This window comes from Corynebacterium sp. ACRPF (genome assembly GCF_022347395.1).
Classification (GTDB): domain Bacteria; phylum Actinomycetota; class Actinomycetes; order Mycobacteriales; family Mycobacteriaceae; genus Corynebacterium; species Corynebacterium tuberculostearicum_D.
Map to the genome: position 1 here is coordinate 1 of NZ_JAKRNB010000015.1, position 15,229 is coordinate 15,229.

Sequence of the window (15,229 nt, forward strand, 5' to 3'; positions counted from 1 at the left end):
GACAAGCGAGCCGCCAAGAGAGCAAAGCAAGGTAAACGAGTCTCAAGAACAGCCGGCAGACTCATGGAAGGAGCCCGAGTATCCGGCTGGAAACAAGCCATCAACCAAATGGCCGTGGCCTACCCCGACCGCTTCGACAAATACCTATAAACCCAGCCCCACACACAAACAACTTGACACGCTCCAATTTACCAGCGAGAAGCTCTGGGAAGTTTGCCGCAACCTGGGCATTGCTCAGTCCGTAGGGCGTACCGGTGTGTGCTTCGATAACGCGATGGCCGAGTCATTCTGGTCAACGCTTAAAACCGAGTTCTACGACCGTAAGCGCTGGGCGACCCGTGATGCCGCACGCAAGGCCGTTGCCTACTGGATTGAAGTCGTCTACAACCGCCGGCGCCGACACTCCGCACTCGGTATGGTAAGCCCCGTCGACTTCGAGAACCACATTGGTCTAACCACCAGCAGAAAAGAAATAGCTGCCTAACCACTAGGTAGCTCCACTACGTGTCCACGATTTGCGGGCAACCCCACGACTTCCACGAGACATAAAGACCCCCACATGCCTTCCAACCACGTATGTGGTCGGGGCTCGTGGGGGCTGCTAAATGCAGTGTGTGGGTATTTCCCTTACTGCTATGATGCGGTGCCCAGGGTGTCCTCCATGCAGGCCTGCTGCTGGGCAGGGTCCTGCATGTTCAGGCACTTGTCGGCGCCAGTGTCACCGAGAATCTTCACGCCGAAGGCCATGATGGCGATGGTGCCGGCCAAGGCCAAGATAGAGGTAACCAGGCCGACGACGGACATCCAGGTGCGGCGCAGCTCCTTCGGGCGCTTGCGGCCAACGACTAGGGCGATGATGGAAACGATAATGCCGATTGGGCCGAGCAGCAGCGGCGGAACGATCAGCAGCAGGGACAGCAGCGCGATAATGCCGATGACCAGTGCCCAGATAGCAACTGCGTTCTTCTTTGCCGGCTGGCTGCCGGCACCAGCGTAGGCCGGGTAGCTGGCGCCAGCGGCGGTTGCGTCCGTACCGTAAGCATCGTGGGAGGCGTGGTCGTGAGCGGTGTTGTCTACGCCGTAGTTGTTTGCGTCGTGGGTGTGCTCCTCGTTGGCCTTGGAGGTTGCCTCACCGTAGGAGGGCAGCTTGCCGGTGCTGTCGCTGCTAAATGGGTTCTTCGCGTTGTCCGGGTTCTCTGGGTTGTTCGGGGTGGTCATGTGGTTGGCCTCCTTGGGGCAGCCCTAATTGGGTGCTCTTTATCGAATATGTGATTCTAATAACTTACGCATTTGTAATCGCTTTCGGCCACGTTACTTACAGAACCTGTGAAATAACTGGCAACTACCGAGTGGCCGAGTTTGTGGGCGGTCGGGCCGCGGCAAGCCTTGCGCACCTCCACATGGATGGTGCCATGGGTGGGAGGATGCGATATTCGGCGTTTGGGAAACGCCTAGTTTTGAGTAGAACCGTTCAAGGAATCTTCCATGCAGGCTTGCTTTTGCGCTGGGTCATCGATGGTCGTGCACATTTCAGGGTCAGGCGTCATCGTCCAACCAATGTGCGTATACAAGTAAATTAAGAAAGCAACGGACAAGATTAAAGCGATAATTGAGGTAATCAAGCCGGCGATGGACATCCAGGCGCGGCGCAGCTCTTTTGGTCGCTTCTTGCCTTTTAGCAATGCGATGATGGAGACGATGATGCCAATCGGTCCTAGCAGCAGCGGTGGAACAACTAGGAGCAAAGACACCAGCGCAATGATGCCGATAATGAGAGCCCACACCGCAATCACGCTTTTCTTTTCGGCCGGGGAATAACCGTAACCGTCACCGCCACCGGCAAAGGCCGGGTATACCGCGCCTTCGGTACTGTCGGAATTCTTTCCGTTGCCCGGGGTGTGAGGGTCGTTCGGGGTGGTCATACGATTGGCCTCCTTGAGTGCAGCCCAAAAGCCATAATCGTGTTATTGCTAATCGTTCTATTGCTTTTAACTACGTTACCCACGCTGGCTGCGCATTGTACGGCGGTCGCTTTCTGGTAGAGCGCAGAAAAGGCCGGGCTGGGTGGACTCCGCGCTAGGAGTGCACTGCGCTAGAAGTGCACCGCACGAAAGGTACTGGAGTACTTTCCCAATCCGGCCCTGCTTTCTCTTGACTTTGACCATGACCGCCTACCACGTAGCGTCACCTACCACTTGCGCAGGTACTCGATGCGCTCGCGTAGCTGGTCGGCGTTGCAGAGCGCGGTGGGCGGTCCACCGCAGGCCTTACGGACCTCGGTGTGAATCGCACCGTGCGGGCGGCCCGAGCGCTGGGCAGCGATGGATACGACCGTATTGAGCTCTTTGCGCAGCTGGCCTAGCTCATCGACGACTCCGGTGTCGCTGGACTCAGACTCCATAGACTTCTTCCGCGAGGCCGGCGCATAGTCCATGCCGTAGAGCTTACGGCGGTGAGCTTCCTCCGCCTCAGCAGCGCGCCGCGCCTTTTCCTCCGCTTCGCGGCGGTCCATTTCTTCGGATTGCTTCTTGCGCAGCAAGTCTTTTACTTGGTCCGCATCCAGTAGCCCGGGAATGCCAAGGAAATCCGCTTCCTCATCGGTGGTCATATCCCCGGTATTGAACTGAGAACCGTTGTAGAGGAGCCCCGAAAACTCTGCCTCGGCACCAAGCGACTCATAAGACTTCTCCAGCATGTCTGGTTCGGTCTTTTTCTGATTCGCCTGCTCTAGCAGTTCGTCGTCCCAGCCTTCCTTGTCGGGCTTTTCTTCACCCAAGACGTGGTCGCGGGACTTTTCCATATTTTCCGCCAAGCCCAGCAGCACAGGAACCGATGGAAGGAAAACCGATGCCGTCTCGCCCGGCATGCGCGAGCGCACGAAGCGGCCGATGGCCTGGGCGAAAAAGAGAGGTGTCGACGCCGAGGTAGCATAAACGCCCACCGCAAGGCGCGGGACGTCGACGCCCTCGGACACCATGCGGACTGCCACCATCCACTCATCGGTGGACTCAGAAAACTCCTGAATGCGGTCCGAGGAACCGGGATCATCAGACAAAATCACCGACACTGGCGTATTAGAAAGCTGTTTGAGGATCTTGGCATACGCGCGTGCGGTCGTCGTATCCGAAGCCAGCACAAGGCCGCCGGCATCCGGCATATTGCGCCGCATTTGCATCAGGCGGGTATGCGCCGCCTGCAGCACAGCAGGGATCCACTCACCCTTGGGGTCCAAGGCGGTGCGCCACGCTCGGGCGGTTTGCTCCGCATTCATAATGTCGCCCAAACGGGCTGCATGTTCCTCGCCGGCCGAGTCGCGCCAGCGGGCTTCGCCAGAGTAAGAAAGAAAGACAACGGGGCGCACGACGCCGTCGGCAAGCGCATCGCCATAGCCATAGGTATGGTCCGAGCGGGATACCTTGTGCCCCTCCCCATCGTCCACGTATTGGACGAATGGAATGGGCGAGTCATCGGAGCGGAAAGGCGTACCGGTCAAGGCCAGGCGGTGATTGACATCGTCGTAGGCTTCCTTGACGCCATCGCCCCAGCTCTTGGCGTCGCCTGCATGGTGAATCTCGTCAAGGATCACCAAAGTGCGCCGAGCCGAGGCCACCGCGCGGTGCTTGAAGGGGTGCATACCCACCTGCGCATAAGTCACCACGATGCCGTCCATCGAGGGATTAACGGCGGAGGAATTGCTAAACGCCGGATCTAGAGCCAGACCCACGCGCGCGGCAGCGCTCGACCACTGGGTCTTGAGGTGTTCGGTAGGCACCACCACGATTACGCGCTCGACCGTACGGTCTTCCATGAGCTCGGTGGCAATGCGCAGTGCGAAAGTAGTCTTTCCGGCGCCCGGGGTCGCCACCGCCATGAAGTCCTGCGGCTTAGTGGCGAGGAATTTATCGAGGGCGGATTGCTGCCAGGCGCGAAGGTTAGTCTTTTTAAAAGTCCTCACTTGCGGCGCAGACCCTTATACACACGCTCACAATCGGGGCACACCGGAGAACCCGGCTTTGCCTGCTTGGTCACCGGGAAAGTTTCGCCGCACAGCGCAACGACGTACTTGCCGTTCACCGCGGAATCGAGGATGTGATCCTTTTTGACGTAGTGGAAGAACTTCGGCGTGTCATTATCCGTCGTCGAAGTGTCTTCACGAATATCTGGCCGTTCAATTGTCTTCGTAGTCGTAGTCACGCACTCCATTTTGCCGCATCGGCATCGAACTTTGCGAGTCAGGCGGCTACCCTTGGAGAACATGTACACGTCATGCACGCCAACCACTGCGCCCTTCTCCCCTTATCGAGGGAACGCCGATGCGCACGAGGGGAGCCGAGTCTAGGTTGTTTGGCAAAAAAGAGCGCTACCTCATCACAGATGCCAAGCTCTCGCCTGGCCAGGACCGCAAGCGCCGCGAAATCCGGTACGGAATCTTTCAGTTTTTGCGCGTTCCTTCCCTGCTCATCGCCGGTTATTTCCTCTATATGCATTGGTGGCTTTTAGCCGCCATCATTGTGGGCGTGACATTTCCCCTCCCCTGGATAGCCGTGGTGATTGGCAACGGCCGGGGAGAAAAGAAGGATAAGCGCGAGAAAAACGTGTACAAGCCAGCCATGAACCGGCAGCTTTATAGCCAGACCCACGCCCCACAGGTATCCGGCGGCACTGCCCGGCCTATTGAGGCACACCACGACATCATTGATCACGAAGAAGAGTAAAGGATTCCTGCCTACATGACGACCGCTTTTGGCCCCGACTTTGATGCCACCGCGCTAGCCACGCTGGCCGCAGAGCTTTCCGACGTCTTTACCGCCGCCGGTTTTACTACCGATGGCGTAGCCGGGCACCTAGGTCCGGAAGTTACCGAGGCCCTCTTCCGCGGCGAACCCGCACCAGTTGCGCTCGCCGCGCACAGCGAATCTCAATTGGATCTTTTGATCCGCTTCTTCCTCCTGCATGAACACCTACCGGCCACGCTTTTGGGCGAGGCGGTAGGCGCGCGCTTGGCTACCCAGTTGCTCGATGCCAATGTTGCGCTTGCCGACGCCCATGGCAAGGCCTACATTGCCCTCGATATCCGCCCCCACACCATCGTTGGCGCCAACCGTCTCATCTTCTCCGACGTCGACGCCTCCTTGGTCGACCACGTACCTGGCCCAGACCATGTGCTTGGCGTTGGTGCGGCAAGCCTTTCGCTGCTGCAATCCACGCCAGTAAGCCCAGTGGGCAGCGTCTTAGATCTAGGCACTGGCTCGGGCGTCCAATTGCTGGGGCAGCTCGATTGCGCTGAAAAGATTACCGCCACCGACGTGCATGAGCGTGCATTGGAGTTGGCCGAGGCTACCATTGCCGCTACTGGCGATAGCGAGAAAGTGGAATTGCTGCAAGGTTCGTGGTTCGCCCCCGTAGCCGGCCGCCGCTTTGACCGCCTCGTAGCTAACCCACCTTTTGTTGTTGGCCTTCCCGAAGTTGGCCACGTCTACCGCGATTCCGGGTTAAATCTGGACGGTGCCAGCGAGCTGGTTGTCTCTCGGGCCACCGATCACCTAACCCCTGGCGGCACGGCTCACCTTCTGGCAGCTTGGGTACACACCAGCGGCGAGACCTGGCAGCAACGCGTTGCCTCCTGGCTGCCAGACAAGGGAATTGCTGCCTGGATCATCCAGCGCGACGTAGCCGATCCCGCACTCTATGTGTCCACCTGGCTCGAGGATGAATCCCTGGATGTACGCTCCCCTGAAGGACAACAGCGCTCTCGCGCCTGGCTGGAACATTTCCAGCAACATGAGGTCAATGGCATTGGCTTTGGATTTGTCGCTATCCAACGCATCGGCGACGATGAACCTGCCGATATCTTGGCCGAAGAAATGCCGCAGGCCTTTAGCGACCCACTTGGACCTGAAGTAGAAGAATACTTTGCCCGTGTGGCGTGGTTGCGCGACCTAGTACCCGGCGAGCTACAGGGAAAGCACTTCCAGGTACGCCCGGGGCTGGCACGCGAAGATATCAGCACCCCAGATGGGGATTTGGGCCAGGGATTTACACGGGCCGCTCTACGCCTTACTCGCACCGACGGTCCGCGCTGGAGCCACGAAGTAGATGAACACATCGCTGCCATTGTCGCCGGACTCAACCCACAGGGCTTGAACCTGGAAGAAACCATTGGCCTGTATGCGGCGGCGCACGGATTCGACGAAGCAGAACTTACTACTGCTGCCCTACCCGCCGTGATCGATATGGTCCGACATGGCCTGCTTATCCCAGCTGATCTCCTCTTGGATACCGATTCGCCGGACCTCAGCTAGATCCACACTGTCCCCCACTCGTTATATAAGGAGAAGTAAACCATGCGCGCAGTTTTGACTCGGGTATCAGAGGCCACAGTGACCGTCGATGGAGAGACCGTAGGGGCCATTACTAGTCCCGAAACCGGTGGCCTTCTCGCTCTAATTGGGGTCTCACGCGAGGATATGGATGGTTGGCAGCCCCGCGCTGAGAAGATGGCACGCAAGATTGCAGAACTGCGCATTCTTGATGGCGAAGTGTCAGTCATTGATGCCGGAGCGCCCGTGCTTGTGGTGAGCCAATTTACTTTGTACGGCCGCACTGCCAAAGGGCGACGCCCTTCGTGGGCGGATGCCGCTCCAGGACCCGAGGCCGAACCGGTCATCGCGGCGATTATTGCGAGCCTCAGGGAACACGGCGTGTCAGTAGAAACAGGCCAATTCGGGGCTAAAATGCGCGTTTCCTCTGTGAGTGAAGGACCTTTCACCGTCTTGGTAGAGACCTAGCCCGCACCCTCAATTTCCGCCCCACGAGATCTGAAAATCGTGTTAAGCAGGACCTTTTACAAACGATTCCGTGACGTAAACCACTTTTCCGGATTTTGTGTAAAGCAAGCCATAAAGCGCAAGGGAATGCAAATTCTCAGAGAGTGATAAATGCCCTACTCGCAGTGCAATAATTTATTATCATTCTGCAAGATTTTGTTCTATACTGAAGGCACAGCGAAGCAAAAGGGCTGGACATGCAGGATGCGAGATAGTTTCTCAAAATCCTACAAACGCAAAATTGAGTGAGAAAATTTTTCTCACTCATGGTTGCAGAAGCCCAAACGCTTCGGCCGACCAACTAGATGTAGGAAAGAAAATGTCCCACTCAATCACGCGGCGCAACAAGGCCCAGCACCCAGAAAACCAGGCTGAGATGCCTGAGGATCTCAAGGCCTCCAAGGCAGCTCCCTCATCCAAGGAATCCGCACCCGCCCCTGGCATTGACACCCCGTTCGATGGCCAGAAGGGTGCACCGAAGTGGAATAAGGAAGACACCGTATGGATGCTCTCCCTGTTCGGCACCGCAATCGGCGCTGGTGTCCTCTTCCTTCCCATTAACGCCGGCATCGGTGGCATCATCCCGCTTATCATCATGACGGTCTTAGCACTGCCTATGACCTACTGGGCTCACCGCGGAATGACCCGCTTGGTACTGTCCAGTTCCAAGCCAGACGGTGACCTCACGGACGTCGTGGAAGAGCACTTTGGCAAGAAGGCTGGTGTGCTCATGAACATCCTGTACTTCCTGTCGGTCTACCCCATCCTGCTGGTCTACTCGGTCACCATCACCAACACGGTCAACTCCTTCCTGGAGCACCAGCTCGGAATTACTCCTCCGGACCGCTGGCTTACCTCCCTCCTGCTGGTAGGCGGCCTCATCCTAATCGTCCGCATGGGCAAGGACGTCGTAGTTCACGTCATGTCCTATTTGGTATACCCATTCATCGGCATCTTGGTTCTGCTTTCCCTCTACCTCATCCCGAAGTGGAATACCGCGCTCTTCGATTCCTTCGACCTCAACGTCGCTCGCGAGGCTTCTGGCCACAGCATGGGCGTTACCCTGATGCTGCTGGTTCCGGTTATGGTCTTCTCCTTCAACCACTCCCCGATGATTTCCTCCTTCGCCGTTGACCGCCGCCAGACCTACGGCAAGTTCGCTGAGGCCAAGTCCCGCAAGACCTTGCTCCGCGCAGAAATCCTCATGGTCGTCGTGGTTATGTTCTTCGTCTTCTCCACCGCTCTAAGCCTCTCCCCGGCTGACATGGCGGACGCTAAGGCACAAAACATCACCATCCTGTCCTACTTGGCCAACCACTTCGATAACCCACTTATCCAGTGGATTGCCCCAGTCATCGCCATGATTGCAGTTGCTAAGTCCTTCCTCGGCCACTACCTCGGCGCAGCCGAAGGCTTCGAAGGCCTCGTCATCAAGGGCAGCAAGAACGCAAGCAAGGACGACGCAGAGTCCGCTCACAAGCTCGATACCATCACCCTCATCTTCATGCTGGTCACCGCTTGGCTCGTCGCCTGGGCTGACCCATCCATCCTGGGCATGATTGAAACCCTGTGTGGCCCGACGATTGCCATCATGCTCTTCATCATCCCAATGGTCGCCATCCACAAGGTCCCAGCGCTGAAGCGCTACAAGGGCATGGCTTCCAACTACTTCGTCTTCTTCATGGGCCTCGTCGCCCTAGCAACCATCATCTACTCCATCGTCCAGGCCTTCTAAGTACCGCCGCAGACGAGAAAATCGCAGAGGATTCAAGGAAAGAACAATGTTCATCAGCATCTTCGATATGTTCAAGATTGGCATCGGCCCCTCAAGCTCACACACCCTAGGCCCAATGAAAGCCGGCAAGGCTTTCGTGGACGAACTCAAGGAAAAGGACCTCCTTGACAAGGTCACTCGAGTTCAGGCAAATGTCTACGGCTCCCTCTCCCTCACGGGCATCGGCCACTCCACAGACAAGGCCATCCTCCTCGGCCTCGCCGGTGAAGAGCCAGAGACAGTTGATATCGACGGCATCTCCGAATTCATGAAGAACGTCCGCAGCAGCGAGAAGCTCATGCTGGGCGGCTCCCACGAGGTGGAATTCCCCAAGGACGGCGGCTTCTACTTCCACGATGAGTACCTCCCAATGCACGAGAACGGCATGTGTCTTATCGCCTTCGCCGGCGAGGAAGACATCCTGCACAAGACCTACTACTCGGTCGGCGGCGGTTTCATCGTCAAACAGGAAGACTTTGCCAAGCGCACGGACGCCAAGGTTGATATCCCCTTCCCGTACGCTAGCGCCGCAGAGATGCTCGAGCTGTGCGAGAAGAACAACATGACCCTCCCGGAGCTTGGCTTGGCCAACGAGTTGGCCCTGCGCTCGGAAGACGAAGTCAACGAGCACCTGCGCAAGGTCCGCGATGTCATGTACACCGGCATCGAGCGCGGCTCCGCTACCGACGGTCCGCTTCCAGGTTCCCTGCTTGTCCCCCGCCGCGCCGCTGCCCTGAGGCGCCGCTTAGAGCAGTCCGAACCGCACGATGGTCTGAACATCCTCAGCTGGGTCAACATGTTCGCACTGGCTATCTCTGAAGAGAATGCATCCTGTGGCCGCGTTGTTACCGCTCCCACGAACGGTGCCTGCGGCGTTGTCCCGGCGGTACTGGCCTACTACGACAAGTTCGTTGAGCCCGTCACCACCGAGATGTTTGCTGATTACATCTTCGCCTGCAACCAGATTGCTTCCCTGTACAAGATGAACGCTTCCATCTCTGGCGCTGAGGTCGGCTGCCAGGGTGAGGTTGGTGTAGCGTGCTCCATGGCTGCTGGCGGTCTCGCCCAGCTCATGGGCGCTACCCCAGAGCAGGTTTGCATTGCAGCCGAGATTGGCATGGAGCACAAGCTAGGCCTGACCTGTGACCCAGTCCTTGGACAGGTTCAGGTCCCCTGCATTGAGCGCAACGCTGTCGCTGCCGTTGACTCCATCACCAGCGCCCGCATGGCGCTGGAGCGCGAGAGCAAGCCATGCGTTTCTTTGGACGAAGTCATCTGGACCATGTATAAGACTGGTAAGGATATGAACGCCAAGTACAGGGAGACCTCACAAGGTGGCCTGGCCCTAGCAGTTCACCCACCAGTTCCGGTGTGTGGATAGAGACCACCCTGTAGAGAAGCGATGAGCCGGGTGAGCACAGCGCTAAGCCGCTTGTGTTCACCCGGCCTTCTTGGCGCTAGTTCCCCCCCTTCCGCCTACTCGCTTCCGTGTGATATCTTCTCTATAACCTGACAGGAATTAAAGGACATGCTTCAGCTAATGAATTTCCCTAGCGGCAGTGCCTCCGAAGAAAATTTCCTCGAGCAGTACATTCCCCTCGTCGAATTCCTCGGTAAGGCAATGGGCCCCAACACCGAAATCGTGCTGCACGATCTCGACGTCCCCGATAAATCCATCATGGCCATCGCCAACGGCCACATCTCTGGCCGGCAGCTAGGCGGCCCCGTGACCGACTTCGCTCTGTGGTTTATGAAACAAGGCGATGCCGCAGCAATCCCCATGATGACCGGCTACCGCGCCGTCAATGCGGAAGGCAAAATTTGCCGCTCTTCTAGTTATTTCATCCGAGACGACTCTGGCCATATGCGCGGCATGCTGTGCATCAATGTTGACGTCTCCGAGTTGGTACACATTCGCGATACTGCCGCCGCACTTATCGGCAACGCCGATGATCCCGCATTTGATAAGTCGAAGGCCTTCGGCGGCTATCCCGGCACGGAAGAGCAGCCGCAGCGACCCGTCGCGGTACCAGACCCGGCTCCAGAAGACGAGGCTGCGGAAGAGGAGCCAGAGAAGGAAGAAGTCAGCGAGTCTTTGCGTTCCAACGTAGAGAACCTTCTAGATTCCATGTTGAATTCCGCAATTTCTAACCAGAGCACGCCAGTACCTCGCATGCAGCGCGAGGAGCGACTCGAAGTGGTCTCTGACCTTGAGGATGCAGGATTCTTCCTTCTTAAAGGCGGAATTGCCGCGGCAGCGACGCGCCTAGGCGTATCTGAACCGACTATCTACCGCTACCTCGTCCAGGTGCGCGGATAGTAGTTCCACATACCAAGCTATTCGCAGCTCGTAACCGTTCCCCGTGGTACCTCTCCCCCGAAAAGGTGGAGTTGTACCACGGGGACCAACTGTTTTTACTAATTCTCTCTGCACTGGGAACTAAATCGCTAAAGACTCCGTTGTACTGTGTGAAACCGGCGACAAATTCAGGAGGCTTCACTATGACGAAGACATCTGCCACCACCGCCAAGGGCACTTCAAGTGCCACTACTGATGAAGAACAGGAAGTAGACCGCGGATCTCGCCGCAACCAAACCAACGATAATCCTTCTGCCGACCTCGTCCGCGTCTATCTCAACGGCATCGGCAAGACCGCACTGCTCAGCGCGGAAGATGAGGTAGAACTCGCTCAGGCCATCGAGGTTGGACTGTACGCGGAGTACAAGCTCAATAACGCAGAAAAGCTCACCCGTGCCGAAAAGCGCGACCTAAAGATCCTCGCCCGCGAAGGCAAGAAGGCACGCTCCCACCTGCTCGAAGCCAACCTGCGCCTAGTTGTCTCGCTGGCCAAGCGCTACACCGGCCGCGGTATGCCACTGCTGGATCTCATCCAGGAGGGCAACCTAGGCCTTATCCGCGCAATGGAGAAGTTCGATTACGCCAAGGGATTCAAGTTCTCCACTTACGCCACTTGGTGGATTCGTCAGGCGATTACCCGCGGCATGGCTGACCAGTCCCGCACCATTCGCCTCCCAGTCCACTTGGTTGAGCAGGTTAACAAGCTTTCTCGTATTAAGCGCGAGATGTATCAATCATTGGGCCGCGAAGCTACCAACGAGGAGCTTTCGGAAGAATCCGGTATTGATGAGAACAAGATTGAAATGCTGCTGCGCCAGTCACGCGATCCGGTCTCTCTCGATATGCCGGTAGGTACCGATGAAGAAGCTCCTTTGGGCGACTTCATTGAAGATGCAGAAGCTACCGATGCTGAAACTGCGGTCGTCGCATCTATGCGCCACTCCGATATCCGCGGTGTGATTGACACCTTAGAGAAGCGCGAGCAGGACGTCATCCGCCTGCGTTATGGCCTCGATGATGGTGTTCCGCGCACCTTGGATCAGATAGGCCGCCGCTTCGGCCTTTCACGCGAGCGTGTACGCCAGATTGAGCGCGAAGTCATGGCAAAGCTGCGCGATGGAAACCGCGCCGATCGCCTGCGCGAGTACGCTTTGTAATCCACGCCTACTGCATTCGGCAGCACATCCTATCCCCGGGCCCATTTGGCAACGTACCGCCATGGGCTCGGGGTTTGGCGTGGATAAGGCATCGGCTTGGTTCCTAGCGGCGAGCCAAGCCTTGGGTAGGCTAATCTGGACTGCAGAGTCTAGAAAGCGCTTTCCCGTTCTTGGACGGGACTATAGCCGCGTAACTGTATTCACACAGAAAGGTATGCCCACGTGAGGGACCTAGTTGATACAACGGAGATGTATCTGCGGACCATCTACGAGCTAGAGGAAGAAGGCATTACTCCCCTGCGCGCCCGCATTGCGGAGCGTTTGGAGCAGTCCGGACCTACGGTTTCTCAGACTGTGGCCCGCATGGAGCGCGATGGCCTTTTGCACGTGCGCACCGACCGCAGTTTGGATCTCACGGACAAGGGCCGCGACCTAGCAACCGCAGTCATGCGCAAGCACCGTTTGGCAGAGCGTTTGCTTACCGACGTCCTGGGGCTCGACATTGCCAAGGTCCACGACGAGGCCTGCCGGTGGGAGCACGTCATGAGTGAAGAGGTGGAAAAGCGCATGGTCGCCGTTCTCGATGACCCGACGCGGTCCCCCTTTGGCAATCCTATTCCGGCACTGTCTGCACTTGGCTTCGATGTTCCGCAGCCGGACCAGGGCACCCGGGCGGTCGATCTCCCCAATGGCGAGCAGGTCTCCGCGACCGTCATCCAGGTCAATGAAATCCTGCAGGTTGATGATGGCACCTTCCAGGAGCTCACCGATGCCGGCATTCGTGTGGGCGCCAAGGTATCTGTGGTCAATAACAGCGGCACGATCACACTGTCGACACCGGAAGGTGGCAGCGTCGTGCTTTCCGACGATTTGGCGCACGCAGTGCGCGTGGAGGTATAGCTATGAAGCTTCTCGTTACCGGTGGCGCCGGCTACGTGGGCAGCGTCTGCGCCGCAGTATTGGTCGAACAAGGCCATGACGTAACCATCATCGATAATTTCTCCACCGGCAACCGTGAGGCCGTTCCGGAAGCCGCCCGCGTCATCGAGGGCGACGTCGCGGACAAGGCTGCCGATGTCCTGGGCGAAGGTGGCTTCGAAGGCGTCATTCACTTCGCTGCGCGCTCCTTGGTGGGCGAATCCGTGGAAAAGCCAGATGAGTACTGGCAGCACAACGTCGTTACTACCCTGACACTGCTTAATGCCATGCGGGATAACGACGTCAAAAACCTCGTCTTTTCCTCCACCGCTGCAACCTACGGTGAGCCCGACCAAGTCCCGATTACGGAAGACATGCCAACCCAGCCCACCAATCCGTATGGTGCGACCAAGCTGGCCATCGACTACATGATCACGTCCTTTGCCCACGCCTACGGCCTGGGCGCTACCTCGCTGCGCTATTTCAATGTGGCTGGTGCCTACGGAAATATTGGCGAGAACCGCGAGGTAGAAACCCACCTCATCCCCATCGTGTTGCAGGTTGCTTTGGGCCACCGGGATAAGATCTTCATGTTCGGCGATGACTGGGATACCGCAGACGGCACCCCAGTGCGTGACTACATCCATATCCGCGATCTAGCCGACGCCCACGTGCTTGCCCTCGAGTCCAACGAATCTGGCAAGCACCGCATTTACAACTTGGGTTCTGGCGATGGGTACTCCGTCAAGCAAGTCATCGAGATGTGTCGCAAGGTCACCGGCCACGATATTCCGGCTGAGGTGGCCCCGCGCCGCGCGGGCGACCCAGCTACGCTCATCGCTTCCTCAGAGAAGATTCAGCGGGAACTCGGGTGGAATCCCACCCGTACGGACCTGGAAACCATCGTCACCGACGCGTGGAACTTCACCCGACAGCTTGGCGATAAGGCACATTCCGCAAAGCGGTCCTAGACGCCGCGCGTGTTAGGCGGGGCTGTCAACGCGGAGCCCCGCCGCTTCGCGGGCTAGCTCGCAACCATGGCATAGGCTGGAGACCAACCGCTTTCCCATACCGCTGCGATACCCCTGCGCTATGAGGCGCCCCAAATTGTGATGGGGCGCCTCTTCTACTACTACTGCCAGCGCCGGACCGGCATAAATTCCGAATTCGTGAGACACCTGGCTAGCAGCATACAAAGCTAGGGCGTTGTAGCGAATAGACCCCTGGAATGTACGGGCTACCGCCAATAACAGGTCACCTGCTTCCTGCGGCGCGGAGACAAGCTCCGTAATGACTAGGTCGCGGGTCCAGGTGGTAGACATCCACATGGCTGCCACACACAACAATTCTTCATTTTCTAGGGTTTCCTCCAGCGATTCGACCTCGCTGAGCACATAGAGCACATCGGCAATGAGGTGCTTGACCACCTGCACTGGATCTGTAGTGCCGTATCCGTGCCCGGCGCGCAGTTGGCGGGCAATCTCTTCGGCGCATCGCTCCATGGCCCTTATCTCTTCTTCCCCAAAGTATGGGTTCGGGTCCTTGAAACGCTGGACCAAGTCATGACGGCTAAGTTCCGGAAGCATCCCGTTATTCACGCAGGCGCGCATCGTGTGGCTCGTCGAGATGGCGGGTATGGTTCCTTCCATCCAATTCTGCAGCGGGCCCTCGCCGCTTTCTGTGGCGTGGCCAAAGATGAGGTCATAGGCGGTATCGGTGGATAGTTCTTCGGACAGCCAGCAGGCATCGATGCCCATACCTGTCCGGTCTTGGAAATGGTAAAGAGACTGCAGAATGTCCCAGAGCTCTCCTTCCTCGCGCTGGGAGAGCACGAAGCAAAAAATGATTTCGGGGTTTCCGCAGTGAAACGCATCCATCACCTCGTGCAGGGCACCAGGCACATCGTGCAAATCGAGGCGGGCTACTGGTCCGATGCTGTATCCGCGTTGGCTGGGTTGGATGGAGATGAGGATGACTGATTCGGTGGGAAAGAATCCGAGGATTCCTGGGATATTGGCGAGGATATCGCCGGGCGTACGGATGGGCTGAGTTGGTGTTGTGATGTCCATGGCCCCAGCCTCAACCATGAGCGCAACTATGCATAGGCCGCTAAGGATTAGGTGGTGGGGATCTGTGGATAGGTGGGGTGAAGGGGGGCGTCGGCTAGCGGCTTTCCACAACCCGCCCGGGATTG

Annotated in this window: 15 protein-coding genes; 10 read left to right on the forward strand and 5 right to left on the reverse strand. The window is 57.7% G+C overall.

All coding sequences use genetic code 11. The features are described from left to right. Positions 1 to 484 (forward strand): integrase core domain-containing protein (locus tag MHX61_RS08120; protein ID WP_239194020.1); only part of this gene is annotated, 484 nt, incomplete at its 5' end. A gap of 149 nt (positions 485 to 633) precedes the next feature. On the opposite strand, the gene MHX61_RS08125 is transcribed toward MHX61_RS08120, so the two are convergent. From MHX61_RS08125 to MHX61_RS08140, 4 genes are all read right to left on the reverse strand, one after another. After that, a complete protein-coding gene (locus MHX61_RS08125) occupies positions 634 to 1,218 on the reverse strand; it encodes a hypothetical protein (protein WP_239194022.1) in 585 nt (194 codons plus the stop codon). A gap of 233 nt (positions 1,219 to 1,451) precedes the next feature. Further along, a complete protein-coding gene (locus MHX61_RS08130; protein ID WP_239194024.1) occupies positions 1,452 to 1,922 on the reverse strand; it encodes a hypothetical protein in 471 nt (156 codons plus the stop codon). Positions 1,923 to 2,188: 266 nt separating this feature from the next. Next, positions 2,189 to 3,955 (reverse strand): DEAD/DEAH box helicase, encoded by a 1,767-nt coding sequence (locus tag MHX61_RS08135; protein WP_204608737.1) that lies wholly within the window; start codon positions 3,953 to 3,955, stop codon positions 2,189 to 2,191. Then, positions 3,952 to 4,203 carry a DUF3039 domain-containing protein gene (locus MHX61_RS08140; protein WP_005325062.1) on the reverse strand — a complete coding sequence of 84 codons (252 nt, stop codon included), beginning with the start codon at positions 4,201 to 4,203 and terminating at the stop codon, positions 3,952 to 3,954. Before MHX61_RS08140 ends, MHX61_RS08135 begins: the two co-directional genes overlap by 4 nt. Positions 4,204 to 4,340: 137 nt before the next feature. Here MHX61_RS08140 and MHX61_RS08145 point away from each other — a divergent pair, with 137 nt between their 5' ends. The 9 genes from MHX61_RS08145 to galE all read left to right on the forward strand — a co-directional run bounded on the left by MHX61_RS08145 (position 4,341) and on the right by galE (position 14,006). Then, positions 4,341 to 4,715 (forward strand): DUF3099 domain-containing protein, encoded by a 375-nt coding sequence (locus MHX61_RS08145; protein WP_239194026.1) that lies wholly within the window; start codon positions 4,341 to 4,343, stop codon positions 4,713 to 4,715. 15 nt (positions 4,716 to 4,730) lie between these two features. Beyond that, positions 4,731 to 6,302: a class I SAM-dependent methyltransferase gene (locus MHX61_RS08150; RefSeq protein WP_204608736.1), complete on the forward strand. Its 1,572-nt coding sequence runs from the start codon at positions 4,731 to 4,733 to the stop codon at positions 6,300 to 6,302. A 42-nt stretch (positions 6,303 to 6,344) separates the two neighbouring features. After that, the gene (gene dtd / locus MHX61_RS08155; protein ID WP_239194028.1) at positions 6,345 to 6,788 is read left to right on the forward strand and encodes a D-aminoacyl-tRNA deacylase; all 444 of its coding nucleotides are present in this window, start codon (positions 6,345 to 6,347) and stop codon (positions 6,786 to 6,788) included. A gap of 358 nt (positions 6,789 to 7,146) precedes the next feature. Next, positions 7,147 to 8,562: an HAAAP family serine/threonine permease gene (locus MHX61_RS08160; protein WP_204608729.1), complete on the forward strand. Its 1,416-nt coding sequence runs from the start codon at positions 7,147 to 7,149 to the stop codon at positions 8,560 to 8,562. A 46-nt stretch (positions 8,563 to 8,608) separates the two neighbouring features. After that, positions 8,609 to 9,982: an L-serine ammonia-lyase gene (locus MHX61_RS08165; protein ID WP_204608726.1), complete on the forward strand. Its 1,374-nt coding sequence runs from the start codon at positions 8,609 to 8,611 to the stop codon at positions 9,980 to 9,982. Positions 9,983 to 10,141: 159 nt separating this feature from the next. Continuing rightward, entirely contained in the window at positions 10,142 to 10,921 is a 780-nt protein-coding gene (locus MHX61_RS08170) for a transcriptional regulator (protein WP_239194030.1), read from the forward strand. A 182-nt stretch (positions 10,922 to 11,103) separates the two neighbouring features. Then, positions 11,104 to 12,117 carry a sigma-70 family RNA polymerase sigma factor gene (locus tag MHX61_RS08175; RefSeq protein WP_005325073.1) on the forward strand — a complete coding sequence of 338 codons (1,014 nt, stop codon included), beginning with the start codon at positions 11,104 to 11,106 and terminating at the stop codon, positions 12,115 to 12,117. 222 nt (positions 12,118 to 12,339) lie between these two features. Beyond that, positions 12,340 to 13,017, forward strand: a complete 678-nt coding sequence (locus MHX61_RS08180; RefSeq protein WP_005328577.1) for a metal-dependent transcriptional regulator — start codon at positions 12,340 to 12,342, stop codon at positions 13,015 to 13,017. 2 nt (positions 13,018 to 13,019) lie between these two features. Beyond that, positions 13,020 to 14,006, forward strand: coding sequence for a UDP-glucose 4-epimerase GalE (gene galE, locus MHX61_RS08185; RefSeq protein WP_204608719.1), 987 nt, complete (start codon positions 13,020 to 13,022; stop codon positions 14,004 to 14,006). Positions 14,007 to 14,018: 12 nt separating this feature from the next. On the opposite strand, the gene MHX61_RS08190 is transcribed toward galE, so the two are convergent. Further along, positions 14,019 to 15,122 (reverse strand): DUF4192 domain-containing protein, encoded by a 1,104-nt coding sequence (locus tag MHX61_RS08190; RefSeq protein WP_239194032.1) that lies wholly within the window; start codon positions 15,120 to 15,122, stop codon positions 14,019 to 14,021. Between the last annotated feature and the right edge of the window lie 107 nt (positions 15,123 to 15,229).

Coding starts and splice junctions, on each gene's coding strand:
- galE (WP_204608719.1), top strand. CDS start 13,020: ATGAAGCTTCTCGTTACCGGTGGCGCCGGCTACGTGGGCAGCGTCTGC.
- MHX61_RS08165 (WP_204608726.1), top strand. CDS start 8,609: ATGTTCATCAGCATCTTCGATATGTTCAAGATTGGCATCGGCCCCTCA.
- MHX61_RS08140 (WP_005325062.1), bottom strand. CDS start 4,203: ATGGAGTGCGTGACTACGACTACGAAGACAATTGAACGGCCAGATATT.
- MHX61_RS08175 (WP_005325073.1), top strand. CDS start 11,104: ATGACGAAGACATCTGCCACCACCGCCAAGGGCACTTCAAGTGCCACT.
- MHX61_RS08160 (WP_204608729.1), top strand. CDS start 7,147: ATGTCCCACTCAATCACGCGGCGCAACAAGGCCCAGCACCCAGAAAAC.
- MHX61_RS08125 (WP_239194022.1), bottom strand. CDS start 1,218: ATGACCACCCCGAACAACCCAGAGAACCCGGACAACGCGAAGAACCCA.
- MHX61_RS08130 (WP_239194024.1), bottom strand. CDS start 1,922: ATGACCACCCCGAACGACCCTCACACCCCGGGCAACGGAAAGAATTCC.
- dtd (WP_239194028.1), top strand. CDS start 6,345: ATGCGCGCAGTTTTGACTCGGGTATCAGAGGCCACAGTGACCGTCGAT.
- MHX61_RS08190 (WP_239194032.1), bottom strand. CDS start 15,122: ATGGTTGAGGCTGGGGCCATGGACATCACAACACCAACTCAGCCCATC.
- MHX61_RS08150 (WP_204608736.1), top strand. CDS start 4,731: ATGACGACCGCTTTTGGCCCCGACTTTGATGCCACCGCGCTAGCCACG.
- MHX61_RS08170 (WP_239194030.1), top strand. CDS start 10,142: ATGAATTTCCCTAGCGGCAGTGCCTCCGAAGAAAATTTCCTCGAGCAG.